The sequence below is a fragment of the Maritimimonas sp. 2405UD52-3 genome, from assembly GCF_056591715.1.
Window position 1 is genome coordinate 218,164 of the sequence record NZ_JBWQOL010000001.1, and the last position, 24,743, is coordinate 242,906.

Here is a 24,743-nt window from a genome sequence, read left to right on the forward strand (position 1 = left end):
TAAAATTGATAAAAATTTCTTGTGATTTTATCAAAATTCAACTATAAAATTCACATCAGAAGATTATTAAAAATAAAAAAACCCAATATTAAATTGGGTTTAATTAATTGATTATAAGTAGTTTATTAATTAATTTTCTATTTCTTTGACTTCTTCTTTAGGCCCACTCTTTTTATAATCATCATTCAGAGCGTCTAGAATAATATCTGTAATATCATTTTCTTTTTGGCCATACAATACCGTCTTAGTCTGCTCCGAAGTACCTAGAATATAGGTGTAACCATTTGTCTTTGCATAATCAGCCACAAAGTCTACAACACTCTCATTGATCTCATCCATTTTTTCTTGACCTTCTTTTTGTACTTGTTGCTGTGCTTCCTGTTGGCGCTGTGCCAAGATTTGTTGCTGCTGACCTAAAGCTTGTTCTGTTTCTTGTCTTTTTTTGTTTGACATTTTTTTTGCTTGCGCATAATAATCATTTACCTGCTTTTGGTAATCTGCAGCCATTGCATCTAACTGAGCTTTCAGTTCATCAGATTTTTTGCTTACTTCTTTTTCAGCTTCCTTCGTTCCTTTATACTCTTTAATTACTTCTTCAACATCTACATAGGCAATTTTTGTTTCATTACATGATAATAGCATTAACCCAACAAACAACACAATAAATTTCTTCATGATATCTTTTTAAAATTTGCGCAAATATATAAAAACTAGTTAGCCCTCTACTCTAAAATTATGTGAATAAATAAAACTTATAGTAAAGGGGATTGTTATAATTTCAGATTATCAATATTAGAGTTCATTTCTCACCCAGAAAGGCTTGGTTTTAAAAAGGAGACTGATGTAGGTGCTTCTTAGCTTAAAAAGCTCTTAAACGGGCTTAAAATGAGTTTTGGGTCTTTCTAAGTACATAAATTATAGAAGAATACTCTTTAGTCTTAACTGCGCTTGCATTTGATCTCAGTCCTGCCCAAAATGCCTTAAGCAGATTCATCTTGCCAGTTTTGTATTTTTCAGAAAGTAAGCTTACATAAAAAGCATCAAATTTCATTGGCAGTTTTTTTACAACTTTCATTTGAAACTTCAAAAAAAGGTTTTCAATGGCTTTTTGAGAAAAGTGCCAAAGATGTCTAGGTACATCATAGGCAGCCCAGAATTCTTTGTAGTGATTTGAGTCGTGGCTTTTAAAGTTTGGAACTGCAATTACTAAAGTTCCATTCGGTTTTAGTAAGCCATTCAGTTTTATTATTGTTTCGTTTAAATCAGGAACATGTTCTAGAACATGCCAAAGTGTAATTACATCAAAAGTTTCATTGTTAAAATCACCCAGTTCTTTTAACAATTTCTTATTTAGTTTTAGCTCTGCTGTTATTCGAGCTTTTTTATTGGGTTCAATTCCATAAACTTTCCATCCTTTATTTTTAGATGCATATAAAAAGTCACCTGTTCCGGCACCAACATCCAGCAAAGATTTATCTGTTATCTCAAAGGAATTAATAAGTTTAATTTTTTTATTAGTTGTGTAATTTCTAACAAGCTGATATGCCCTGTCAAACATTGACTTTTTAGAATCAGTGTGTGAAATATAGTCTTCACTTTCATAATAATTTCCCAAATCTTCATCATTTGGTCTGGGAGAAGTCACTAAAAGATCATTTTCCTTGTCTAATAAAATTGAAAAATCTTTATTAGAAACCGTATAATCCTTGCAAGTAATAAAAGGAACTAAACTAGAGTTATCAATGGGCGAAGTGTTTATATGTTTCACGTGGAACAATGAATTAAATGCGGCAACTTATCTACCCATGTACACTAATAAAACGGAAACATCACTAGGAGAGACCCCTGAAATTCTGCTGGCTTGACTAATTGTTGTGGGCCGAATAGAAGAAAGTTTTTCTCTAGCTTCATAAGACAATGATTTTACCTTATGATAATCAAAATTGGAAGGGATGGATATATTCTCAAGCCTATTCAGCTTATCCGCATTGTTCTTTTCTTTCTCTATATATCCTGAATATTTTACATGAATTTCTGTTTGCTCTATAATTTCTTTATCGATCTCATTATCAATTATAAAATCATTTACACCTGGAAATTGCCTCACTTGGTCAAAATTTAACTGTGGTCTCGCCGCAATTTTAAACATCTTCATAGACTGCGATATTTCAGCAGAATTATTTTCTTTTAAAATTGGATTAACATCTTCTGGTTTAATACTAGTTTCCTTTAAATAATCAATAAATGAATCTGTCTTTTTCTGTTTTTCAAGCACACGCTTCATTCGCTCTTCCGAAGCTAAACCTATTTCATATGAACGAGGTGTCAATCTCAAGTCTGCATTATCTTGCCGTAGTAATGTTCTATATTCTGCTCTAGAGGTAAACATTCTGTAAGGTTCTTCTGTACCTTTAGTAATCAAATCATCTATCAATACACCAATATACGCTTCGTTTCTCTTTAATACAAATGGTTCCTTTTCTAGTACTTTTAATGCAGCATTGATACCTGCCATCATACCTTGAGCAGCAGCTTCTTCGTAACCAGTCGTTCCATTTATTTGACCAGCAAAAAACAAATTGGTAACAAGTTTAGTTTCTAAAGTATGCGTTAATTGAGTAGGAGGGAAGTAGTCATATTCAATAGCATATCCAAATCGAAAGAACTTTACATTTTCAAAACCAGCTACTTTTTGCAATGCTTTTGCTTGCACATCTTCAGGTAAAGATGTTGAAAATCCGTTTACATATATCTCAACCGTATTCCAACCTTCAGGTTCTATAAACAATTGATGACGCTCCTTCTCTGCAAAACGATCAATTTTATCCTCAATAGATGGACAATATCTTGGGCCTATACTTTGAATCCTTCCATTAAACATTGGCGAGCGATCAAAGCCTTCACGTAACAATTCATGAACTTCATTACTGGTGTACGTCATATAACATGAACGTTGTTCATTCAATGGTTTTGTTGTTGCGGAATATGAGAATTTCTGAGGTATTGCATCTCCTGGTTGCTCTATCATCTTTGAATAATCTAATGATCTACCATCAACTCTTGGCGGTGTACCTGTTTTCATTCTACCTGACTCAAATCCCAAATGAACTAAATCTTCAGTAATTCCAACAGCAGCCCTTTCACCAGCTCTACCTCCACCGAAATTTTTATTACCTATATGAATCAGTCCATTCAAAAAAGTGCCTGTAGTTAATACAACTGACCTTGCATTAATCGTAATTCCTAAAGCTGTTCTAACTCCAACTATTTGATTTTCTTCTACCACTAATCCGTTCACCATGTCCTGAAAGAAATCCAAATTAGGTGTTTGCTCTAACATCATTCTCCATTCTTCAGCAAAGCGCATACGATCACTTTGTGCTCTTGGACTCCACATTGCAGGGCCTTTAGACTTGTTGAGCATCTTAAATTGAATAGCGGTTTTATCGGTGACAATTCCGCTGTAACCTCCAAGTGCATCAATTTCACGAACAATTTGTCCTTTTGCAATACCACCCATTGCAGGATTACAACTCATCTGACCAATGTTCTGCAGATTCATTGTTATCAGTAATGTTTTAGCTCCTAAATTAGCACTTGCTGCTGCTGCTTCACTACCAGCGTGGCCACCACCAACAACAATTACATCATATGTAGATTCAAATAAACTCATTCATAAATGTTTCACGTGGAACATCCCTATTCAAAAAGTGCGCAAAGATAAGTAATAATCCTCTTTTAAGCGCATTAACACCTTCTCTTCCTTCGTTTTATCCTTATAGCCACAAAAGTGTAAAATACCATGTACCATTACTCTGTGTAGTTCATCCTTAAATAGAACCTTAAACTCTTGAGCATTTTCTTCAACGCGTTCTGTTGATATAAAAATATCTCCAGAGATCATCTTTCCTATAGTATAATCAAAACTAATAATATCAGTTAATGTGTTGTGTTTCAGATATTTAATGTTTTTTTCTAATAAATACTCGTCATTACAAAACACATATGTAATATCATCGTGCTTAAAAGATTCATCAGTAATTACTTGAACTATCCAATCCCCTAACTCTTTTTGATCCTCAAGTATAAAATCTGATTCAGAATAAAAATTAATCATTGCTTTCTTGAAAATAACGCTGTACTTTCTTCTTGTAATGTCCACGCAAAGGTAGTGGTTGACGATTTAATATTTCATCTGGGTTAAAAAACAAGTTTCTGAAGTCTATTTCTTCGATTTTTCCGTTGTTAAAGTCTCTTTTATTAGTTTCAGATTCTCTTTTGTTATCCTTTCCTTGTTTTAAAGTAGCATCCTCAAGCTTTAACAACTCGTATTCCAATTGCATCATCTGTTGCAGTACTGTATTATCAAATCCTTTGTCTAGTAGCTGCTCCTCTAACTCTTTCATTTTCTTCAGCGTCTCTTTACCGTTACTTCCCTTGTTACCGGGTTTCTCAGACTCCTTAATCAATTCCTCCATCGCCTTTCGCAAAGCTTGCTGTTCCTGATAGATTTGATATTGCTCTCCAGTCATCTGTTCCTGCTCTTGCCCATCATTTCCTTCTTTCTTTTTCATTCCCTGCTTCAATTTCTCTGTCAATCCTTGTTGCTTTTTAATAAGATCTGGTAAAGACTCTCCTTCACCCTGTCCCTGCCCCATACTAGGATTTTGCAAGCTGTTTAACATATCACTTAGCATATCAGCAAGATTATTAGCAGCAGTCATCGTGTATTGTTGATTGGTAATACCAGCACGCATTCTACTTTCTGCAATATTTTCAAGAGACTTATCAATATTATAATGTGCTTCTGTTATATCTTCCTGTATCTTAGCCGATAAGCGCTGTAAACGTAAGGAAAGGGTATACAAACTATCATCTACATGCTCAAAGTGTTCCTTAAGAATTTGTTGCTTTTTTAACTTCTTAGGAAAAGAAGCGTGTGCAGAGTTTACACCATCTAAAGAAAGCATTAATTGTTCCTGATCTTTAGAAAAGATTACTAAATTCTCAAGTATACCTCGTAAAGACTCAATATTCTCATTAAGAGCCTCGCCTTGCATTTGCATCATAGATTGTTGCATATTTTGGCTCATTTGCTTCATCTTCTTAGCAGCTGACTTTTGTTTTTGTTTTGGGGAGTTTTTAGACTCTTTGTTTCCCTTCTGATCAGATGACTTACTTTGTTGTTCTTGTTTTTGCAGTTCTTCTTTAGCGTCTTTCATTTTCTCGTCAACATCTTGTTCGTCCCGTTTTGTATTCGGAAAGTCCATCGGTTGACGTAGCTCCTTATTTTGCTCTCTTAGTTCTTCTAAGCCCTTCTGTATATTATTAAATTCATTATTTAACTTCTTTTGCTCTTTACTTGAATTCTCTTTACTCTCTGATAATTTATCCTGCTTCTTAGAAAGTGAGTCTAATTTATTAGCAATCTCTGCAGCCTTTTTTTCTGTATAGAATCTCTTGGTCATTTCCAACAACCTTTCTAATGATCGTTTTTCCTGTTTTTGACGCTGTGTTAGTTTATCTAGTTTGTCAAGCATCCCTTCCTTATCCAACTTTTCCGCCATCTTTTGTAGCTCTTCTAACAACTTATCCTTTTCTTGAAGATCTTTTGTTTCTTCAATGCGCTTTTGCAGTTCCTCTTTATGCTCTTTTAACGATTCATTATTCTCAACATCTTTTTGCTCTTCAAGGTTTTGTTGCAGCTTATCTGTTTGTTTCTCGAACATTTGCTGATATTGCTTTTGCCTTTTGAGAAACTGATCAAATTCCTTTTTATCATTCCAATCTATATCTTTCTTATTCTTTAATTTTTTAGACAGTTCATCAAAATCTTTAGACAGCTTTTCCGTTTGCTTTGAGGTCTTATCCAATTCATCCAAGCTTTGCTTTTGCTCTTTTAGCAGATCATCTGTAATTTCTTGATTTGTTTTATTATAATAATTAAAAAGATTGCTTTTTGCAGATTTACTTCCATTCACACGGTCATTATCAAATACTTCAAAATAAATTGTATAATTTTCACCTTTTTCAAGTGCTAATTGCAACGGATCAAATACATAATAAAACTCTTCAAAAGTAGATCTGTTAATCTCGATTAGTTTCTCAGTGCGTTCTCCTTTATTGTCAGCATCATAATAGATGATTTTCAATCTATTGATACCATAATCATCACTTAACTGACCAGCAAATTGAATAGGGCCTCTAGAAATAGAATCAACGTCAGACTTTACAGAAATCTTTGGAAACTCATCTTGTATAACTTGAATACCATAAACTAACCTCTCATAGTCTGCCAAAAATTCATTAGAAGTGGTTATTTGATAATTTGTGCTCTGTCTTAGTTGCTTATTAAAAACAAAAACATTTGGCTCTTTAGGGTCAAACTGTTCTTTTTTTGTTGTTATAAACCGAACAGAATCCGTCTTCTTTGCATTTACATTCCAAGTTATTATCGTTCCTTCTGGTACAATAGCATTTCCCGTATTCTTAATAACCTCATCTCGCTTTTGTGTATAACCAGGATAATTTAACTGCATTTCAAAACTAGTGACAGTTGGAGTATTGACTAGATTAATAGTATATTCTCTAGATCTAATTCCGTTGCTCTCAATATAAAAACTCACTGATTCGTTCAGGTTAGAAAATTCATATGAAAATCTACCTAATCCTTTATTCTTCAAAAAATAGTTTTCGTTATTAAAATGGATTTGTGCATTATCAGGAACAATACTTCCGGAAGTTTCAACCAATACTTCAAAAGATTTCCCTTCAATTGCATTTAAGTTATCATTTAATATTTGAAAGGAAAACGGCGCCGGTGGTTCATAGGCGGTTTGATAATTCACCACACGAGTTAAACTCTCCTTAAATAAACTATTGTTACCCGTTAACAAAGTAAATAACCATATTAATATAGGAATTGCTAAGTACTTTAAATATCTCTTATTTGTTGCAAAATTAATGGCTGTTTTGAAAGGAATAGGTTGTAATTGAGCCGATTTTTGCTCAACACTAGCAAGGAATAATTCTGACTTATCATCAGACTGATTTAACTGCAAAACATTCAATAGTTTATCATCAACATCTGGAAAATGATTACCAATGATTTCTGAGGCTTCCTCTAAAGAAATACCTTTTTTCAATCCTGTAAGTTTAAAAACAGGAATTGCAATAAACCTGATTAATAATAGCAGTTCAACAGCAATAAAACTAAAAAATAACGTAGCCCTCCATGCAGGAGACAACCATAAAAAATGCTCAACGAATAAAGTACATAAAAAATATAGCAAGCCAAAAGCCGAAAACAGAATGACGCCTTTGACCAGTTCATTGGTATAATACTTTTTTATGAACTCTTGTATTTTTTGTAGTATGGTATTAAAATGTGCCATATTTAATAAACTCTAAAAGTACTATTTTCATTGCCATACTGTATCTTTGCTGCCTAATTTTAACAGAATGCTTAACAAAGTTAGAGTTCGTTTTGCGCCTAGCCCAACAGGACCTTTGCATATTGGCGGTGTTCGTACTGCCTTATTTAACTATTTATTTGCCAAAAAACATCAGGGCGATTTTATATTGCGTATAGAAGATACTGATCAAACGCGTTATGTTGAGGGTGCTGAGAATTATATTGTTCAGGCATTGAACTGGTTAAACATTCCATTTGATGAGGGACCTGGTATTGGTGGCGAATATGGCCCATATCGTCAGTCTGAACGCAAAGATATTTATAAAGAATATATTCAAAAGCTGTTAGATTCAGAGAACGCTTACTATGCATTCGACACACCTGAAACTTTAGCCGCTCATAGAAAAGAGCATGAGGCTAAGGGAAAAACTTTTATCTATAACTGGCACAATAGGTTAAAATTAGATAATTCATTGTCGCTTAACGCAGATGATACAAAGAAACGTATTGATTCTGGTGAAAAGTATGTCATACGTTTTAAATCTCCTCAGGATGAAACACTCATTTTAAACGATAGTATACGTGGAGAGATCAAAATAGATACAAACATTCTTGATGATAAAATTTTATTTAAATCAGATGGAATGCCTACTTACCACTTGGCTAATATTGTAGATGATCATCTGATGCAAATTTCACATGTTATCCGTGGTGAGGAGTGGTTACCTTCGTTAGCATTGCATGTTTTATTATATAGAGCCTTTGGTTGGGAAGCACCTCAATTTGCACACTTACCACTAATATTAAAACCCGTTGGAAAAGGAAAACTAAGCAAAAGAGATGGTGATAAATTAGATTTTCCGGTATTTCCATTGGAATGGAAAACCGAAGACAGTGTTTCACGTGGATACCGTGAAGATGGTTATTTTTCGGAAGCCGTTGTAAATATGCTCGCTTTATTAGGCTGGAATGAAGGTGAGGGTACAGAAAAAGAAATCTACACATTGCAAGAATTAACCGATGCTTTCAGTTTAGAGCATGTTAGCAAATCTGGAGCAAAATTTAATCCTGATAAAACGAAATGGTTTAATCAGCAATATCTGCAACAAAAGGATAATCGTGAATTAGCTAAGTTATTTCTACCTGTCATTGCGAATGAAATGAAGCAATCTGCTACTAATGAAAAGATTACTTCGTCGGAAACTCCTCGTAATGACCTTTCTTATATTACTAAGGTAGTAAGCCTAGTGAAAGAACGTGCCACATTTGTCTCTGATTTTTGGGATTTATCATCTTATTTCTTCGTTGCTCCTAAAGATTATGATAAAAAAGCATCAAAAAAGGCTTTTAAAGAAGATACAGCTGAGTTAATGCATGAACTGGTTTCGGTTATTGATACGATCAAAGATTTCTCTGTAGAATCTGTTCAAACTACTCTAAAAGAATGGATTATTTCTAAAGAAATTGGTTTTGGTAAAGTAATGATGCCTTTACGTTTAAGCCTGGTAGGTTCGTTACAGGGACCTGATGTATTTGAAATTGCCGCACTTATTGGCAAAGAAGAAACGGTTAAACGTATAGAAATAGCTATTTCTAGCCTTAGCTAATAAAATCTCTCATTCGATATTCGCTTTCTCAACCTGGGTAATAAAATATTTTGTGTCTCCCAGCCAAGGAAAAGTGGCAAACCGTTCTTTATATGTCAATTTAACTGTTTGTCCTTGCATATCTTTTAATTGCTCTATAACACTTTTTTCAGAACTTTCAATAGAAAATTTAAATCGTTGTGATTCTGATACACCTTGGCTTATTTCACCTTCCCATGTTTTAAATAGCACACCTTTGTAACTTATTTTTATCAACTCCCCAGAACGGTACCCATCACTAAAAGTAGCATAATAGACAAAAAGAAAATAGACTACAGTAATCAATAGTAAAGTACTCAGTAAAGTCAGTAGAAATTTTTTCATTCGTTTTGATTATATATTCATAAAATTAAACAATTCTTCTAAACTATAAGGGTGTTAAACTTTGTAATTTGAATTGGCTTTATTCGACTTTAGTTGTACTAACTTAAACTAATTCAATAATGCTACGTAAATTACTTTTTCTTGTTTTTTTCTTTAATTGTTTTTTTCTAACCGCTCAAGATGCCGTTTATAAAGTTGAATTTATTAGCAATTGGTCTTCAACAACACACCCAACAGATTATCCTTCTGGTTCTGCACACTGGTCTCCTTTAATTGGTACCACACACCAAGATGCCGCTATTGTTTTTAATATTGGTGCTTTAGCTTCAGATGGAGTTGAGCAAGTAGCAGAAACTGGAGGCACAAATATTCTTACTCAAGAAATTAATGTATTAATTGCTGCTGGCGCAGCAAATCAGATAATCAACGGATCCGGTCTTGGTTCCGGACCAGGAACCATTACTATTAATAATGTAGCGCTAGATGCTGAATTCCCCTATATTAGTTTAATCACTATGATAGCTCCAAGTCCTGATTGGGTTGCTGTAATTGCAAATCAAAAATTAACTGATAATGCTGGCAATTGGCTACCATCTCTTTCAGTAGATGTATACGCTACTGATGCCGGTACTGACAGTGGAACGACATATAATTCTAGCAATGCTGATGTAACCCCTCACCAACCCATTTCGAGCTTAGAAGGAGTTGCTCCTTTTTCAGATGCAATCATTGGTACTTTTGTATTTATTTTAGAACCTGTTCTTTCCTCTCCAGATGAGAATTTAAATAACAGTATTGCTATTTATCCAAACCCAACAAATGGAAAATTATATGTTAAAAATCTTAGCACTGCATCCATTGAAAAAGTAGAAATTTATTCTGTGAACGGAAAAAAATTACATTCTTTTGATCAATTAGAGACAAATATTCCTTTAACTTTTGATACACTTAATAGCGGTTTGTACTTCTTACGTCTTTTTTTAGAAAACGGTAGCTTAACTACTAAAAAAGTAGTGATTCGATAATCAATTTTGTAACTTTTTACCTAAAAAGCGTCTTGTAAATAGGTACTTAATATTGTATCTTTACAAGAGTTCATTAATCAATTTTTAAAATTCAAAAACCATGGAATCACTCATTGGGTATATACCCTTTATTTTTTTGGCAGTATTCTTACTTCCATTAGTATTTTTTATTGTAAAACAACAAACAGCTGTTATTATTGAGCGTTTTGGTAAATACCAGAGCATTCGACATTCTGGTCTACATCTTAAAATTCCTTTAGTGGACAGAATCGCAGGACGCTTAAGCTTAAAAATTCAACAGCTTGATGTAATCGTAGAAACGAAAACCTTAGATGATGTATTTGTGAAGCTGAAAGTTTCAGTACAGTATAAAGTAATTCGAGATAAGGTTTATGAAGCATTTTATAAACTAGATTATCCGCATGACCAAATAACAAGTTACGTGTTTGATGTAGTTCGTGCTGAGGTACCAAAAATGAAGCTAGATGATGTCTTTGTGAAAAAAGATGACATAGCTATCGCTGTTAAAACAGAGTTGAATGATGCTATGATGACTTATGGATATGATATTATCAAAACACTAGTGACCGATATAGATCCTGATGCTCAGGTAAAAGAGGCCATGAATAGAATTAATGCTTCTGAACGTGAAAAAATTGCTGCACAATTTGAAGGTGACGCTGCTCGTATCTTAATTGTAGAAAAAGCAAAAGCTGAAGCTGAAAGTAAGCGTTTGCAAGGGCAAGGTATTGCAGATCAAAGGAGAGAAATTGCGCGTGGTTTAGAAGAATCTGTTGAGGTGTTGAATAAAGTTGGTATCAACTCACAAGAAGCTTCTGCTTTAATTGTAGTTACCCAACACTATGATACATTACAGTCAATAGGACAAGAAACAAATAGTAATTTGATTTTATTGCCTAATTCGCCGCAGGCTGGTAGTCAAATGCTAAATGATATGGTGGCTAGTTTTACGGCCAGTAATCAGATTGGCGAGGCAATGAAAAAATCTCGTAATAAGAAAGGACCAGAAACAGAATGATGATGAATAAATTTTTATTGATTTTATTTTTTGCATCAGGAATTCTTTTTGCGCAAAATGAGCAGTTAAAAGCATCTGCTGAAAGAGATGCAAAAATAGCAGCTGAAGCTACTTTAAAAGGAGACTACGATTTGTTACTAAAACATACGTTTCCTCAAGTTGTGGAAGTTATGGGTGGTAAAGAAAATGCTAAGACTACCATTTCTTCTATGATGGAAAATATGAAACTACAAGGTTTTGTATTTGAAAAAGCCGACGTTGTAAATGTATCAGGCGTTGTTAAAGAAGATGGTGAATACAGATGTTATGTTGAAAACGCGAACCAAATGAAAATGGGTGATACTACGCGTATCAAATCAAAAAGCTTTTTGCTAGGAGTTTATAATGAACAGGAAAAAATTTGGTATTTCATTGAAGCTGAAAAGTTAAAGGATAAAGCACTTGCTGACAGGGTGCTTCCAAATTTCAAAACATCTTTAAAAATTCCGAAGGATGAAATGAAAATGGAAACTATTGAGTAACAAAAAGCCGGGCTAATAAATAGCCCGGCTTTCTTTTTATAATTTTAATACAATTATTCTTTTGCTTTATCCTCTTCGTCGGATTTAGTAGCGTCTTTAAATTCTTTTATCCCAGTACCCAATCCTTTCATTAGTTCTGGTAATTTTCTTCCTCCAAAAAGCAATAGAATGGCTAAGCCAATAATAATCCATTGCCATGGACCCACAAAACCCAAAAATATTAATGTAGTCATCATCTTGCTATAATTTACTAAACAAAGGTACTAATTAATTCAAAACAAAGAGAAATCATCCTTTGTTAATAATCTTTCCGCCTATTATCTTGTTAGTTTTCACTTTGGTTGGTTCTCCTTTATAGTGAATATTCCCTCCAAAACGTACATGTGCATCTAAAAAAGAACTTACATTAATTTCTGCTCTACCTCCTGAAGCAGAAGAAACTTCAGCAACTTCAGAACTGAGTTCATAACCTTCATAAATACCACCAGATGTAACCTCAACATCTTGATTTGTTACATTTCCGCGTAAACGAATAACGGCTCCAGAAACCGTCTTAACAGAAACATATTTTGAATCAAGGTTTAAGTGTATATAAGCACCTTCCTGTGATCTTACAGTTATGTTCTCTTGAGAGAAGACTTGATTTGAAGAAATGCCAGCTCCCTCATTTGCGTCTATAATATCCAAATCTTGATCATAGTATAATTTTATAATAACTTCTTTGTCATTATAAATTTCAGGAAATTTTAGAAATACTTTTAGCTTACCATTAGTATTTTTTACAGAAAGGTTTTCCTTTTTTTCACCTAGTACAACTATTTTTCGTTCTTCTGAACGAATCAATTCTAAAGAAACACCGCTAAAAACTTTTACAATATTAAAATCGCCTAAGTTTACAACGCGCTCTTGTGATACAACCGTAAACGAACTAAAAAATAAAGCAATAATAAATGCTTTTTTAAAGAAAGAAATAGACTTCATAAGAAAGAGGAGTTTAAATTCAAAGATAGCAACTTTATTTAGGTAATATTCGTATAAGTTGGTTGTTAAATTTTATGTTAAATAAACAAACCTATTTCCATTTTTTCCCTAAACATTTCATTAAATATTTATTCAACTTTTACCGCAGTTCCAGTAACAGAAACTACAACCTTATACGATTGAGCGGTAACTTCAATATCAGTTTTTATTCCTACAACAGCATTTGCTCCTAATTTTCTTGCATTGTCTTTTACTTGTTGAAAAGCATCTTCTTTTGCTTTATTAAGTGCTCTCTCAAAAATCTCATTATATTTTTCTGGCTTAAAAGTATCTGAAAAACTCATAGTTTCTTTGCTTCTAAAATCTACACCAGTTACAATACCTAAATAATCTACTATCTTAAAGTTTTCTATAGTGTCTGTAGTTGTTAAAATCATTTCAAATAAATTTAAAAATCTATTAATTCAAAATCTAAATGCTTTCGTTCAAGATCTGTATTCTTAACTTTTACTACTACTTCATCTCCTAATTGCAGTAAATGTTGGGTTGCTTGTCCTACCAAAGCATACTGTTTTTCATCATAGATATAATAATCCTCTTTTATATCACGTATGCGCACCATACCTTCACATTTATTTTCAATAATCTCAACATAAATTCCCCATTCGGTAACACCTGAAATAACACCTTTAAACTCCTGATCCATATGGTCTTGCATATACTTCACCTGCATATATTTTATAGAATCTCGTTCTGCTTTAGATGCTAATAATTCGCGTTCTGAAGAGTGATCACATTTATCTTCATAAATAACCGCCTTTGGAGAAGAACCTCCATCTAAATAATGCTGTAACAATCTATGTGTCATCACATCCGGATAACGACGAATTGGAGATGTAAAATGAGAATAATAGTCAAAGGCTAAACCATAATGACCAATATTATCAGTAGTATACATTGCTTTACTCATAGAACGAATAGCTAATGTTTCAATCATATTAGCTTCTCCTTTTCCATGAACATCACTCAATAACTTATTTAAAGAATCAGAAGTAGATGCTCTTGTTTTAGTATCAATTTTATATCCAAACTTATTGATGATAGATTGCAACCCAGCCAATTTTTCTGGATCTGGTTCATCATGTACACGATATACAAATGTTTTTCTTGTTGGTGCTCCGTTTTTACCTTTCCCTATAAACTGTGCCACTCTTCTATTTGCTAAAAGCATAAACTCCTCAATCAGTTTATTGGCATCTTTAGATTCTTTAAAGAAAACCCCTATAGGTTCATTATGTTTATTTAAATTGAATTTTACTTCTATTCTATCAAATGTAATAGCACCTTGTTTTAATCGCTTTTTGCGGAGTTTTTTTGCAAGCTCATCTAATTTTAAAATAGCTCCTACTATAGGTTTATCTATTGTATAAGTTTCTGCTGTTAAGGACACATTCGAAGGAATTGTATTTGTTTTACTTTCAATAATTGCTTGTGCTTCTTCATAGGCAAAGCGCTTATCTGAATACGTAACTGTTCTTCCAAACCATTGTTTTTTTATTTCTGCATCTTCATTGATTTCAAAGACCGCAGAGAACGTTAGTTTCTCTTCTTCAGGGCGCAATGAACAAACACCATTTGATAACATTTCAGGAAGCATTGGTACTACCCTATCAACTAAATATACCGATGTAGCTCTTGCATAAGCTTCATCATCTAACAGTGTGTTTGGCCTCACATAATGTGAAACATCCGCTATATGAATTCCAACCTCATAATTACCATTTTCTAATACTTTAAATGAAAGTGCATCATCAAAATCCTTAGCATCTTTAGGGTCAATAGTGAAGGTTAGATCTTCACGCATATCCCTGCGCTTAGCTATCTCTTCTTTAGTAATTTCAATAGATAAGTTTGATGCTTCTTTTTCTATTTCTTCTGGAAATTTATAAGGTAAGCCATATTCTAATAAAATAGAATGAATTTCAGTATCATGCTCACCAGGTTTTCCTAAAACTTCAACTATTTTTCCAAATGGATTTTTAGAATTATCTGGCCAGTCAGTAATATGTGCCATTACCTTGTCTCCATGCTCAGCACCATTAATCTTACTTTTTGGAATAAAAATATCAGCATACATTTTTGGATTGTCAGGTAATACAAATCCAAAATTCTTACTCATTTGAAGCACACCTACAAAATCAGTCTTTGCACGTTCTAGTATTTCTATAACTTCTCCTTCATAACGATCATTATTTCTACGGCGATATACATACACTTTTACTGTATCATTATCTAAGGCATTGTTTAAATTAATAGCAGGTATAAAAGCATCATGCTCTAATTCATCTGTTATGAAGTAGGCATTTTTATTAGATGTCATATCTAAAACACCTACATGATAATGTTCATTCTGAATGATTTTATATTTACCGCGATCTACTTCTTCTAATCTGTTTTGATGCTTTAACTCTTCTAACTTTTTAATAATCTGTTGCTTACCATTATTATCTTTAATATCTAAATAGGCAGCCACCTGCTTATAATTATAAGCTTGCGTTGAATGCTTATTAAGGTACTTTAAAATTTTTGCAGTTAAATCTTTTATGACACTTCCTTTCTTTTTATAGTGTCTCTTTTTATTTTTTGACATTTGGTTTGGGGAGTTTATATAAAAAAACCTTTAGAAGTTAGTCTAAAGGTTCTATTAAATCTAAATATTTTTGGTTATAAACCTGAAATTTTTCTAATTCTATTATTACCTCTATCAACTATATAAAGGTTTCCTGCATTATCAAATCCTATTCCCGTTGGGCTTGATAATTCTGCTTGATTTGCAGGCCCACCATCACCAGAAAATCCTGCTTTTCCTGTGCCTGCTATCGTTGTAATAATCCCTGTTTTTAAATCTACTTTTCTAACCCTATTATTACCTCTATCAACAAAATACAAATCACCATTTTTATGAATAGCAATTCCTAAAGGGTTTGAAACTTGTGCATTTTTTGCTGCAGTTCCCTCTCCAGAAAATCCTATCTCTCCTGTTCCAACAATTGTTGTAATAATTCCCGTTGTTCTATCAATTCTTCTTATGCGTTCATTTCCACTGTCAGAAAAATATAAATTACCTTCATTATCAATTGCTAATCCCGTAGGGTTATATATTTTAGCTTTATTAGCTTGACCTCCATCTCCAGAAAATCCTATCTCTTCGGTACCAGCAACATCAGTTATGTCTCCAGTAGCAAAATCAACTCTTCTTATTTTACTATCTCCAGTTACAGAAACAAATAAATTACCTTCTTTATCAAAAACTACATTAAATGGTCCTTGTAAATCATAATTAATATTTGGAGCTTCTATTTCAGACTTTTTTCCAACCAAAGTCATTGAATTACCAGACTCTACATTTACTTTTCGTATACGTTCATTCTTTAATTCTGCAATATAAAGATTGTCTTTGTCATCAATAGCAACACCGGTTGGCGATTTTAATCTATCTACAGCAAACTTATCTTCATTTCTAACGATAGTAGTAATTATTCCTGTATCTGTGTCAATTTTTCTAATACTATTATTATGGGTATCTGCTATGTAAATATTTTGGTCTCTATCTAAAGTTAAGTTTACAGGTAAATTTAATTTAGCATCTATAGCTTTTCCTCCGTCTCCAGAAAATCCTGTTTTGCCATTTCCTGCAATTGTTGTAATTATTTGTGAATACCCTTGATAATAAAATACAATAAATAATAATAGTAAGATAGTTCCCCTCATATCTACTAAAAATAGTGTTTAAGAATAGTAAGCTAAGATACGACTTATAATACTTTGAATGTTAAAAGATTCTTAAAAAAAATGTAACATTTTCTAAATTATAAAGTCTTTATGGTATAATTCAGATTCTCAATGAAAAAATTCTATAGAATATTAATAACATTTCTTGTTATTTTCCTATTAGGGTTCTTCATTTCATATATCACTATTAATTCTTCATTTAAAAATGATACAAAAGAGGTACTAACAACAAATGTATCTTTCTCTATCTTAAAGAAAACAACTCGTGTTATTCAAACAACTTTTTAACAATTATATAATAGTATATTTATTTTTATAAAAATTAAAATAAAATATTGTTTGTTATTATAGTCTGTTAATTTGTTAGATAAATTTTTGAATTTAAATTTTGATGTTTCACTTATAAAAAAGAGTAAACATTAGTTAACAATTTTTAAAACTATAAAAGCTTTATAATCAGATTGAATTACTGTTTTATCAACATCTGGTTAATATTAGAAGTTAACTGTTTTTTCTGATAATTATTTCTAAAAAAAACTTTATAAATAGCATTTTTTATGTTTATAAATAGCTTCAAAAAAATGATTAAAAAATTAGGTTTATATAGTATTGAACTTGTATTGTAAAATTTAATTTTAAATCAAAATTATCTTTTAAGAAATACTACTTAGTTTTTTAACAATTTACATTCATACATAATTCATTGTATTTTAACTCTTTGTGTTTTTTAATTAACATTCATTTATTTTTATGTTTATAACCTACTTTTTATAGTACATTTACGTATTAATTTTTTATAAAATGAAAATAGCAATAGGTAACGACCATGCAGGAACTGCTTATAAAAATGAAATTATAACGTTTCTAACTAGTAAAGGTTATAGCGTTGAAAATTTTGGGACAAATGAAGAATCTAGTGTAGATTATCCTGATTTTATTCATCCTGTTGCTGATGCAGTTGAGAAGAAAGATGCTGACTTTGGTATCATTATTTGTGGTAGTGGTAATGGTGCTCAAATGACTGCAAATAAGCATCAGGGAATTCGTGCTGCCTTATGCTGGAATAATGAATTAGTCACTTTAGCACGCCAACATAATAATGCAAATATACTTAGTATCCCTGCCCGTTTTGTATCACAACACCAAGCTTTGCGTTTTGTAGATATCTTCTTAAATACTGAATTTGAAGGAGGTAGACATCAAAATAGAGTACAAAAAATACCTACTTCTTGTTAGAATATGAAATGGTATTGTAAAGCTTTCAATGAACTTTCGCTTCAAGAGTTTCATAATATCTTAAAATTACGAATTGATGTTTTTGTAGTAGAGCAAAATTGTCCATACCCTGAATTAGATCATAAAGATCAAAAGGCTCTGCATGTATTTGCTTTAGGCGAAAATAATTCTGATAAAATTATTGCCTATTCTCGGTTTTTTAAACCTGGTGACTATTATAAAGAAGCATCTTTTGGTAGAGTTGTAGTTAATCATGAATTTAGAGGAGATAGTTTAGGGGGTGAATTAATTGAAAAGACAATTACTTTTATTGAAGAAAAGTTTAATACCTACGTTATAAAAATATCCGCTCAAACTTATCTAAAAAAATTTTACACATCTTTTGGTTTTAAACAAATTAGTGAAGAGTATTTAGAGGATGGTATTCCTCATATTTCGATGTTAAGAAATCAATAAAATCATATCTTTTTTTGTACCTTAGTTCCCTTCATTTTTTATAAAAATTTCAAGAAAAATATGTCAAACGATAAAGAAAAATCAGCAAAACTAAAGGCGCTTCAGCTTACCTTAGATAAATTGGATAAAACGTATGGAAAGGGTTCAGTAATGCGCCTGGGTGATGATGTAATTGAAGAGGTAGATGCAATTCCATCAGGATCTTTAGGTTTAGACATTGCGTTAGGTGTTGGTGGATATCCAAGAGGAAGAGTCATAGAAATCTATGGACCTGAATCTTCAGGAAAAACTACATTAACGCTACATGCTATTGCAGAAGCACAAAAGGCGGGAGGAATAGCTGCATTTATAGATGCAGAACACGCTTTTGATCGTTTTTATGCTGAAAAATTAGGTGTTGAAGTAGAAGATCTTATTGTTTCTCAACCCGATCATGGAGAACAAGCACTAGAAATAGCAGATAATTTAATTCGTTCTGGTGCTATTGATATTGTTGTAATAGATTCTGTTGCCGCCTTAACTCCTAAAAGTGAAATAGAAGGAGAAATGGGTGATTCTAAAATGGGCTTACATGCACGGTTAATGTCACAAGCGTTAAGAAAGCTTACTGGTACAATAAGTAAAACAAATTGTACGGTTATCTTTATTAATCAGTTACGTGAAAAAATTGGTGTTATGTTTGGTAATCCTGAGACAACCACAGGAGGAAATGCACTGAAATTTTATGCCTCTGTTCGTTTAGATATAAGAAGAAGAACTCAAATTAAAGATGGAGATAGAGTTGTAGGAAATAGCACAAAAGTAAAAGTGGTAAAAAACAAGGTGGCTCCACCTTTTCAAACAGCTGAATTTGATATTATGTATGGAGAGGGAATTTCGAAAGTAGGAGAGATTTTAGATTTAGGTGTAGATTATGGTATCGTAAAGAAAAGTGGATCATGGTTTAGTTATGGAGATACAAAATTAGGTCAGGGAAGAGATGCAGTGAAGGCTTTAATTAAAGATAATCCTGAATTAGCAGAAGAGCTAGAAGGAAAAATTAAAGAAGCCCTTTCAGAAGCATAATACGTAAAATTATGAATTGAAAAAGCCCGCTTTTGGCGGGCTTTTATTTTTACAAAAAGTAAAATTTATTTATTAATACTTTTAATATAATGCTCTAATGCCATTGTCATGGATGGTGTTTCAGGAGTTGGAGCAGCAATATCTACTCGTAAACCTGCTTCTTCTGCCGCCTTTACTGTGGTATTACCAAATACAGCAATACGCGTTTTGTTTTGCTCAAAGTCTGGGAAATTTTCAAACAAAGACTGAATACCAGAAGGACTAAAGAATACTAAGATGTCATAATACACATCTTTAAGATCTGATAAATCACTTACAACAGTTTTATACATAACCGCACGTTTCCAATCTACAGCTAATTCATCTAAAATTTGAGGAACAATAGGTTTTAGTTTATCAGAAGAAGGTAATAAGAATTTTTCATCTTTATGCTTCTTGATCAATTTGATCATGTCTTGAAAAGTTCTTTGACCTACATAAATTTTACGCTTTCTATATACTACATATTTTTGTAGATAGTATGCTACTGCTTCTGATTGACAAAAATACTTCATATCATCAGGAACCTTAAAACGCATTTCTTCTGCTAACCTAAAATAGTTATCAATTGCATTTCTACTTGTAAAAATTACAGCAGTAAAATTCGCAAAGTCTATTTTTTGATTTCTAACTTCTCTAGAAGTTTCGCCCTCAACATGAATAAATGACCTAAAGTCTATTTTCACTTTTTGTTTTTCCGCTAAATCAAAATAAGGAGATTGTTGGGCGTTTGGGGCTGGTTGTGAAACTAAAATTGTTTTTACTTTCATATACTCTTAAATCATTAGAACCTTTAAACAATGAATAGCTTATATAGATAAACTAAGGGTGCTATTTCAAGGGCGCAAAGGTACAAAATAAAATAGAATAAATTATTAAAAATTAGCTTTTGATTGTTTTTTATAATTAAAGCATAATAAAGAAGTAGCAAAGAAATAGCTATAGCAGAGGAAATAATCGCAAAAATAGTAGAATCATAGAATAAATAAACAGCTAAGATCAAAATAGGAAAAAAAAGGACACAAAAATTACTTAAATAACTCATTTTAAGATATGTAAGACCCTCGTGTTCTTTTTCTAAATCAAAGATAGATGCTAAGAATTTACCAATAAAATAGCGAGAAACGATGAAAATAAATACGCCACCTAAAATGTTTAAAAAGAAGTAAAATTCAAACTCATGAGCAATTGAATTATTAGCTTTTATACCAATAAAAATGGCTAATGAAAAGATAAGAAGTTGAATTATAGCAAAATAAATGTGAAAGGTATTGACAACTAATGGTGAAAATTTTCCATAAATAAGAAGGTAATTTCTTGAAAGTAATAATGAAAAAAGCCTCGTAAACCGTTCATTATTACTCAACTTGGCAATTACAAATAATGAAAGGATCAATAAAAAAATCAATGTGATCCAGTCTTTTGAGTTAATAATTCTATCTGTTGCTTCAAGCATTTATGAGGCCTGTTTTATAGGCTAAAGTACTCCTTATTTAAGAAATTTTTAAATTTTGAGGTGTAAAAATGCTTGTGAATAAGTGTACCTTTGCCAATCAAATTTTTGTGAATGCACAATACACTGGTTATCATTCCTACCTATAACGAAAAGGAAAACATAGAGCATATTATTAGAGCTACTTTCTCTCAAGAAAAGGCTTTTGATATACTTGTTGTTGATGATAATTCGCCAGATGGTACTTCTGCAATTGTAAAGAATCTTCAAAAGGAATTTAACGAGCATCTTTTCTTAGAGGTTCGTTCTGATAAAAACGGATTAGGTTTAGCTTATATTCATGGATTTAAGTGGGCACTTGAAAGGGACTATGAATATATTATTGAAATGGATGCTGATTTTTCACATAACCCAAAAGATCTTGTTCGGTTATATAATGCATGTCACACTGAAGGGGCAGACGTCTCTGTGGGGTCAAGATATATTAATAATGAAGTAAATGTTGTTAATTGGGATATGAAACGTTTGCTACTTTCCTATTTTGCTTCTAAATATGTGCAATTTATTACCAGAATTCCTGTAGCAGACACTACAGCAGGATTTGTTTGTTATAAACGAAAAGTACTGGAAACAATAAACCTTAATGCGATTAAATTTGTGGGATATGCCTTCCAAATTGAAATGAAATTTAAAGCATGGAAGCACGGATTCAATATCAAAGAAATATCAGTTATTTTTACTGATAGAACAGCAGGAATTTCAAAAATGAGTGGGGGGATTATTTCAGAAGCCATTTTTGGAGTGATTAAAATGCGACTAAAAGGACTACCAAAAAGCAAGTAACTAGAATGTCTGAACGAATTCTTATAAAAAAAGCATCTATAGTTAACGAAGGACAAACCTTTAAAGGAGATGTACTAATTGAGGGTGAATTTATTAAGAAAATTGAAAAGGAAATTTTCGACCAAACAGCTCAAGTAATAGATGCATCAGACAAAGTTTTAATACCAGGTATTATTGATGATCAAGTACATTTTAGAGAACCCGGACTTACACATAAGGCAACAATAGAAACAGAAAGTAGAGCAGCGGTGGCTGGAGGAATTACTTCTTTTATTGAAATGCCAAATACTATACCCCAATCAACTACCCAAAAGTTATTAGAAGAGAAGTTTGATGTTGCAGCTAGAACTTCATATACCAACTATTCTTTTATGTTTGGTGGTACCAATGATAATTTAGAAGAACTCCTAAAGACTGACCCTAAGAAAGTAGCTGCTATTAAATTATTTTTAGGCTCTTCAACCGGAAATATGTTGGTAGATAATGAAAAGGTATTGAGGAAAATATTTTCGTCTACAAAAATGGTGATTGCTGTGCATTGTGAAGATGAAGAAACCATTAGAAATAATTTAGCACATGCAAAAGAGCAGTATGGTGAAGATATTCCTATAGAACTACATCCTAAAATCCGAAGTGAGGAAGCATGTTATTTATCTTCATCAAAGGCGATTGCATTAGCAAAAGAAACAGGAGCACGCTTGCATGTATTTCACCTCTCAACAGCTAAAGAAACAGAATTGTTCAGAAATGACATTCCTCTAGAAGAAAAACAGATTACTGCAGAAGTATGCACACATCATTTATGGTTTGATGATACTTATTATACAGAGAAAGGAACTCATATTAAATGGAATCCTGCCGTAAAAACCAAAAAAGATAAAGAAGGATTGTGGAAGGCTTTGTTAGATGATAGAATTGACGTTATTGCTACTGATCATGCACCGCATACTTTAGAAGAAAAGTCACAAGTATATACCAAAGCACCAAGCGGAGGTCCTTTAGTACAGCATACGTTAATCGCTCTGCTTGAATGCTATAAAGAGGGTAGAATACATCTTGAAAAACTAATTGAAAAGATGTGCCATAATCCGGCAAAACTCTTTCAAATAGAAAAACGCGGTTATATTAAGGAAGGCTATTATGCGGATTTAGTACTCATAGATTTAGATAAGTCACAAACAATTTCAAAAGACAATATTTTATATAAATGCGGGTGGTCGCCATTTGAGGGAACCAGATTTAGTTCAACGGTAACCCATACTTTTGTCAATGGGTATTTGATATATAACCAGGGAGATTTTGATGATACAATTAAGGGAAAACGACTAACCTTTAATAGGTAAAGAATGCGCGCTTTTATCTACATATTTATTGCTGTTATGTTACTTAATTGTACTAGCAGAACCATTTATAAAAAACCAGAAGATTTGATACCAGAAAATCAAATGGTTGATTTATGGACAGAGATTTTAATTGCCAATGCAGCTAAATCTGTTAAAAACAAAAGTTTACAGCGTAAAATAAATTATATGCCTTTCATTCAAGAGAAGTATAATATAGACAGTGCTCGTTTTATACGAAGCAATATTTACTACACGTCAAAGGCTAATGATTACGAAAAAATGTTTCAGAAAGTTGATCAACGACTTCAAGAATTGAAGTGGAAGTATGACCCTGAATCAGCAGGAATTGACCCTAGTCTTCCAATCTGGAAAAGAGACTCTATTAAACGAGCCAGAAAAAAAGATAAGGATATTGAAGAGAACAAGGAAAAAAGGAAAAATCTAACAGAAAAAGAATTGCAAGAAATAAAAGTTGTTGATTAGCAGTTTTCTTTTATATATCTCTCACAAACTTCTTTAACTACAGTGTCAATTGGTTTAAATTCATGACCTAAAACACCTCTTATTTTTTCGGAAGAATATTCATTTATATGATGTCCTGAGCGTGCAGAATGTTTTGTTAATAAAGGTTCTTTTCTGGTTATAAAACTTTTTAACCAAGATAAGCGCCAAACCAACTCACTCATTATTTTTGAAACTTTTACTTTAGGTTTTTCTACTCCTAAACCATCTGCAATAGAGGATAAAACTATCTTAAAAGAACAATTTTCAGCAACCAAAATAAATCGCTGATTTACAATATCACTTTTCATTAGAGAGATCATACTTTTCACTACATCTTCAACTCCTATAAACCCTGTAACGCCTTCAGTATAATACCTAAAGCCTTTAGAGACAGTATCAAATAATTTTCCAGAGCCTGTTTTCCAAAAACCTGTACCTAAAATAACTCCAGGATTTACAATAACCACATTTAACCCTTCTTGAGAAGCACGCCAAACTTCAATTTCAGCACCATATTTAGTAATTGCATAACCATGGTGTTCTTCTTCTGGGTTCCAATCTGTATCTTCTGTAATTATTGTTCCGTTTATCGACTTTCCAATTGCAGCTATAGAGCTCACAAAACAAAACTTATTGACTTTATTTTCTATTGATAGGTTAACAAGATTGGCAGTTCCTTTAATATTTACCTGCCTAAGTTTTTGATAGTCTTTGGGGTTAAAAGAAACCAGAGCTGCACAATGATAGATTTGGGTAAATGTGTTTAGAAATAAATCTTCTAAAGCAGAAATATCATTAATATCTACTTCTTTCCAAATAATCGTATTGAAAAGAACTTCAGCATCATTAGTGTAATATCCAAAAATGCGTTTTACGGCATCTAGATCACTTGAATTTCTATGAATAGCAGTAATGGCATCATTTTCCAGTGAAAGCAGATACAATAGATGTGAACCCACCAATCCAGTACCTCCGGTAACAAGAATCATAAAGCGAAAATAGTCTTTTTTAAATTTGCCTTTTCCATTAACATCTATAAATATATCTTTGCTCAAAATCTGT

At 32.3% G+C, this 24,743-nt stretch carries 24 protein-coding genes; 10 read left to right on the forward strand and 14 right to left on the reverse strand.

The window, feature by feature from the left end; all coding sequences use genetic code 11:
* Nucleotides 1-129: 129 nt before the first annotated feature.
* The 5 genes from AC1EU5_RS01000 to AC1EU5_RS01020 form a co-directional block, all read right to left on the reverse strand.
* Nucleotides 130-675, reverse strand: a complete 546-nt coding sequence (locus AC1EU5_RS01000; protein WP_480190476.1) for an OmpH/Skp family outer membrane protein — start codon at nucleotides 673-675, stop codon at nucleotides 130-132.
* Between the two features lie 205 nt (nucleotides 676-880).
* Nucleotides 881-1,768 (reverse strand): class I SAM-dependent methyltransferase, encoded by an 888-nt coding sequence (locus AC1EU5_RS01005; RefSeq protein WP_480190477.1) that lies wholly within the window; start codon nucleotides 1,766-1,768, stop codon nucleotides 881-883.
* A 27-nt stretch (nucleotides 1,769-1,795) separates the two neighbouring features.
* Nucleotides 1,796-3,673: a tRNA uridine-5-carboxymethylaminomethyl(34) synthesis enzyme MnmG gene (gene mnmG / locus AC1EU5_RS01010; RefSeq protein ID WP_480190478.1), complete on the reverse strand. Its 1,878-nt coding sequence runs from the start codon at nucleotides 3,671-3,673 to the stop codon at nucleotides 1,796-1,798.
* A gap of 30 nt (nucleotides 3,674-3,703) precedes the next feature.
* Entirely contained in the window at nucleotides 3,704-4,117 is a 414-nt protein-coding gene (gene ybeY / locus AC1EU5_RS01015) for an rRNA maturation RNase YbeY (RefSeq protein ID WP_480190479.1), read from the reverse strand.
* Entirely contained in the window at nucleotides 4,110-7,394 is a 3,285-nt protein-coding gene (locus AC1EU5_RS01020) for a DUF4175 family protein (RefSeq protein WP_480190480.1), read from the reverse strand. The genes ybeY and AC1EU5_RS01020 overlap by 8 nt, the downstream gene beginning before the upstream one ends.
* Before the next feature lie 67 nt (nucleotides 7,395-7,461).
* On the opposite strand from AC1EU5_RS01020, the gene gltX reads away from it, so the two are divergent.
* Nucleotides 7,462-9,021, forward strand: a complete 1,560-nt coding sequence (gene gltX / locus AC1EU5_RS01025) for a glutamate--tRNA ligase (RefSeq protein WP_480190481.1) — start codon at nucleotides 7,462-7,464, stop codon at nucleotides 9,019-9,021.
* Between the two features lie 9 nt (nucleotides 9,022-9,030).
* Here gltX and AC1EU5_RS01030 read toward each other — a convergent pair whose 3' ends face one another.
* Nucleotides 9,031-9,384, reverse strand: a complete 354-nt coding sequence (locus tag AC1EU5_RS01030) for a 6-phosphogluconate dehydrogenase (RefSeq protein WP_480190482.1) — start codon at nucleotides 9,382-9,384, stop codon at nucleotides 9,031-9,033.
* A gap of 119 nt (nucleotides 9,385-9,503) precedes the next feature.
* Between AC1EU5_RS01030 and AC1EU5_RS01035 the strand changes: the two genes are divergently transcribed.
* The 3 genes from AC1EU5_RS01035 (at nucleotide 9,504) to AC1EU5_RS01045 (ending at nucleotide 11,969) form a co-directional block, all read left to right on the forward strand.
* The gene (locus AC1EU5_RS01035; protein WP_480190483.1) at nucleotides 9,504-10,409 is read left to right on the forward strand and encodes a spondin domain-containing protein; all 906 of its coding nucleotides are present in this window, start codon (nucleotides 9,504-9,506) and stop codon (nucleotides 10,407-10,409) included.
* Nucleotides 10,410-10,509: 100 nt separating this feature from the next.
* Nucleotides 10,510-11,448, forward strand: coding sequence for an SPFH domain-containing protein (locus AC1EU5_RS01040; protein ID WP_480190484.1), 939 nt, complete (start codon nucleotides 10,510-10,512; stop codon nucleotides 11,446-11,448).
* Between the two features lie 2 nt (nucleotides 11,449-11,450).
* Nucleotides 11,451-11,969, forward strand: a complete 519-nt coding sequence (locus AC1EU5_RS01045) for a hypothetical protein (RefSeq protein WP_480190485.1) — start codon at nucleotides 11,451-11,453, stop codon at nucleotides 11,967-11,969.
* A gap of 53 nt (nucleotides 11,970-12,022) precedes the next feature.
* Here AC1EU5_RS01045 and tatA read toward each other — a convergent pair whose 3' ends face one another.
* The 5 genes from tatA to AC1EU5_RS01070 form a co-directional block, all read right to left on the reverse strand.
* Nucleotides 12,023-12,205 carry a twin-arginine translocase TatA/TatE family subunit gene (gene tatA / locus AC1EU5_RS01050; RefSeq protein ID WP_480190486.1) on the reverse strand — a complete coding sequence of 61 codons (183 nt, stop codon included), beginning with the start codon at nucleotides 12,203-12,205 and terminating at the stop codon, nucleotides 12,023-12,025.
* A gap of 52 nt (nucleotides 12,206-12,257) precedes the next feature.
* Nucleotides 12,258-12,950, reverse strand: a complete 693-nt coding sequence (locus tag AC1EU5_RS01055; protein ID WP_480190487.1) for a head GIN domain-containing protein — start codon at nucleotides 12,948-12,950, stop codon at nucleotides 12,258-12,260.
* 128 nt (nucleotides 12,951-13,078) lie between these two features.
* Nucleotides 13,079-13,387, reverse strand: a complete 309-nt coding sequence (locus AC1EU5_RS01060) for a heavy metal-binding domain-containing protein (protein WP_480190488.1) — start codon at nucleotides 13,385-13,387, stop codon at nucleotides 13,079-13,081.
* An 11-nt stretch (nucleotides 13,388-13,398) separates the two neighbouring features.
* On the reverse strand, nucleotides 13,399-15,600 hold the full coding sequence (gene rnr, locus AC1EU5_RS01065) for a ribonuclease R (protein WP_480190489.1): 2,202 nt from the start codon (nucleotides 15,598-15,600) through the stop codon (nucleotides 13,399-13,401).
* Between the two features lie 74 nt (nucleotides 15,601-15,674).
* On the reverse strand, nucleotides 15,675-16,721 hold the full coding sequence (locus tag AC1EU5_RS01070; protein ID WP_480190490.1) for an NHL domain-containing protein: 1,047 nt from the start codon (nucleotides 16,719-16,721) through the stop codon (nucleotides 15,675-15,677).
* Between the two features lie 822 nt (nucleotides 16,722-17,543).
* On the opposite strand from AC1EU5_RS01070, the gene rpiB reads away from it, so the two are divergent.
* The 3 genes from rpiB to recA are packed head-to-tail and all read left to right on the forward strand — an operon-like array spanning nucleotide 17,544 to nucleotide 19,499.
* Complete coding sequence (gene rpiB / locus AC1EU5_RS01075) at nucleotides 17,544-17,978, forward strand: ribose 5-phosphate isomerase B (protein WP_480190491.1); 435 nt, start codon at nucleotides 17,544-17,546, stop codon at nucleotides 17,976-17,978.
* Nucleotides 17,979-17,981: 3 nt separating this feature from the next.
* Complete coding sequence (locus AC1EU5_RS01080; protein WP_480190492.1) at nucleotides 17,982-18,434, forward strand: GNAT family N-acetyltransferase; 453 nt, start codon at nucleotides 17,982-17,984, stop codon at nucleotides 18,432-18,434.
* A gap of 60 nt (nucleotides 18,435-18,494) precedes the next feature.
* Nucleotides 18,495-19,499 carry a recombinase RecA gene (gene recA / locus AC1EU5_RS01085; protein ID WP_480190493.1) on the forward strand — a complete coding sequence of 335 codons (1,005 nt, stop codon included), beginning with the start codon at nucleotides 18,495-18,497 and terminating at the stop codon, nucleotides 19,497-19,499.
* Between the two features lie 65 nt (nucleotides 19,500-19,564).
* Here the strand turns inward: recA and AC1EU5_RS01090 are convergent, their stop codons facing one another.
* Nucleotides 19,565-20,308, reverse strand: coding sequence for a uroporphyrinogen-III synthase (locus tag AC1EU5_RS01090; RefSeq protein WP_480190494.1), 744 nt, complete (start codon nucleotides 20,306-20,308; stop codon nucleotides 19,565-19,567).
* A gap of 23 nt (nucleotides 20,309-20,331) precedes the next feature.
* Nucleotides 20,332-20,994 (reverse strand): DUF4271 domain-containing protein, encoded by a 663-nt coding sequence (locus tag AC1EU5_RS01095; RefSeq protein ID WP_480190495.1) that lies wholly within the window; start codon nucleotides 20,992-20,994, stop codon nucleotides 20,332-20,334.
* A 111-nt stretch (nucleotides 20,995-21,105) separates the two neighbouring features.
* Here AC1EU5_RS01095 and AC1EU5_RS01100 point away from each other — a divergent pair, with 111 nt between their 5' ends.
* The 3 genes from AC1EU5_RS01100 to AC1EU5_RS01110 are packed head-to-tail and all read left to right on the forward strand — an operon-like array spanning nucleotide 21,106 to nucleotide 23,660.
* Complete coding sequence (locus AC1EU5_RS01100; protein WP_480190496.1) at nucleotides 21,106-21,834, forward strand: polyprenol monophosphomannose synthase; 729 nt, start codon at nucleotides 21,106-21,108, stop codon at nucleotides 21,832-21,834.
* A 5-nt stretch (nucleotides 21,835-21,839) separates the two neighbouring features.
* Nucleotides 21,840-23,177 (forward strand): dihydroorotase, encoded by a 1,338-nt coding sequence (locus tag AC1EU5_RS01105; RefSeq protein ID WP_480190497.1) that lies wholly within the window; start codon nucleotides 21,840-21,842, stop codon nucleotides 23,175-23,177.
* Between the two features lie 3 nt (nucleotides 23,178-23,180).
* Nucleotides 23,181-23,660: a DUF4296 domain-containing protein gene (locus tag AC1EU5_RS01110; protein WP_480190498.1), complete on the forward strand. Its 480-nt coding sequence runs from the start codon at nucleotides 23,181-23,183 to the stop codon at nucleotides 23,658-23,660.
* Here AC1EU5_RS01110 and AC1EU5_RS01115 read toward each other — a convergent pair.
* Nucleotides 23,657-24,736, reverse strand: a complete 1,080-nt coding sequence (locus tag AC1EU5_RS01115; protein ID WP_480190499.1) for an NAD-dependent epimerase/dehydratase family protein — start codon at nucleotides 24,734-24,736, stop codon at nucleotides 23,657-23,659. The two genes, AC1EU5_RS01110 and AC1EU5_RS01115, sit on opposite strands and share 4 nt — an antisense overlap.
* Nucleotides 24,737-24,743 lie beyond the last annotated feature (7 nt).

Bases quoted from the DNA above. Each gene is read 5' to 3' on its own strand.
- AC1EU5_RS01000 (WP_480190476.1), bottom strand. From the start codon at position 675: ATGAAGAAATTTATTGTGTTGTTTGTTGGGTTAATGCTATTATCATGT.
- mnmG (WP_480190478.1), bottom strand. From the start codon at position 3,673: ATGAGTTTATTTGAATCTACATATGATGTAATTGTTGTTGGTGGTGGC.
- ybeY (WP_480190479.1), bottom strand. From the start codon at position 4,117: ATGATTAATTTTTATTCTGAATCAGATTTTATACTTGAGGATCAAAAA.
- AC1EU5_RS01020 (WP_480190480.1), bottom strand. From the start codon at position 7,394: ATGGCACATTTTAATACCATACTACAAAAAATACAAGAGTTCATAAAA.
- gltX (WP_480190481.1), top strand. From the start codon at position 7,462: ATGCTTAACAAAGTTAGAGTTCGTTTTGCGCCTAGCCCAACAGGACCT.
- AC1EU5_RS01030 (WP_480190482.1), bottom strand. From the start codon at position 9,384: ATGAAAAAATTTCTACTGACTTTACTGAGTACTTTACTATTGATTACT.
- AC1EU5_RS01035 (WP_480190483.1), top strand. From the start codon at position 9,504: ATGCTACGTAAATTACTTTTTCTTGTTTTTTTCTTTAATTGTTTTTTT.
- AC1EU5_RS01040 (WP_480190484.1), top strand. From the start codon at position 10,510: ATGGAATCACTCATTGGGTATATACCCTTTATTTTTTTGGCAGTATTC.
- AC1EU5_RS01045 (WP_480190485.1), top strand. From the start codon at position 11,451: ATGAATAAATTTTTATTGATTTTATTTTTTGCATCAGGAATTCTTTTT.
- tatA (WP_480190486.1), bottom strand. From the start codon at position 12,205: ATGATGACTACATTAATATTTTTGGGTTTTGTGGGTCCATGGCAATGG.
- AC1EU5_RS01055 (WP_480190487.1), bottom strand. From the start codon at position 12,950: ATGAAGTCTATTTCTTTCTTTAAAAAAGCATTTATTATTGCTTTATTT.
- AC1EU5_RS01060 (WP_480190488.1), bottom strand. From the start codon at position 13,387: ATGATTTTAACAACTACAGACACTATAGAAAACTTTAAGATAGTAGAT.
- rnr (WP_480190489.1), bottom strand. From the start codon at position 15,600: ATGTCAAAAAATAAAAAGAGACACTATAAAAAGAAAGGAAGTGTCATA.
- AC1EU5_RS01070 (WP_480190490.1), bottom strand. From the start codon at position 16,721: ATGAGGGGAACTATCTTACTATTATTATTTATTGTATTTTATTATCAA.
- rpiB (WP_480190491.1), top strand. From the start codon at position 17,544: ATGAAAATAGCAATAGGTAACGACCATGCAGGAACTGCTTATAAAAAT.
- AC1EU5_RS01080 (WP_480190492.1), top strand. From the start codon at position 17,982: ATGAAATGGTATTGTAAAGCTTTCAATGAACTTTCGCTTCAAGAGTTT.
- recA (WP_480190493.1), top strand. From the start codon at position 18,495: ATGTCAAACGATAAAGAAAAATCAGCAAAACTAAAGGCGCTTCAGCTT.
- AC1EU5_RS01090 (WP_480190494.1), bottom strand. From the start codon at position 20,308: ATGAAAGTAAAAACAATTTTAGTTTCACAACCAGCCCCAAACGCCCAA.
- AC1EU5_RS01095 (WP_480190495.1), bottom strand. From the start codon at position 20,994: ATGCTTGAAGCAACAGATAGAATTATTAACTCAAAAGACTGGATCACA.
- AC1EU5_RS01100 (WP_480190496.1), top strand. From the start codon at position 21,106: ATGCACAATACACTGGTTATCATTCCTACCTATAACGAAAAGGAAAAC.
- AC1EU5_RS01105 (WP_480190497.1), top strand. From the start codon at position 21,840: ATGTCTGAACGAATTCTTATAAAAAAAGCATCTATAGTTAACGAAGGA.
- AC1EU5_RS01110 (WP_480190498.1), top strand. From the start codon at position 23,181: ATGCGCGCTTTTATCTACATATTTATTGCTGTTATGTTACTTAATTGT.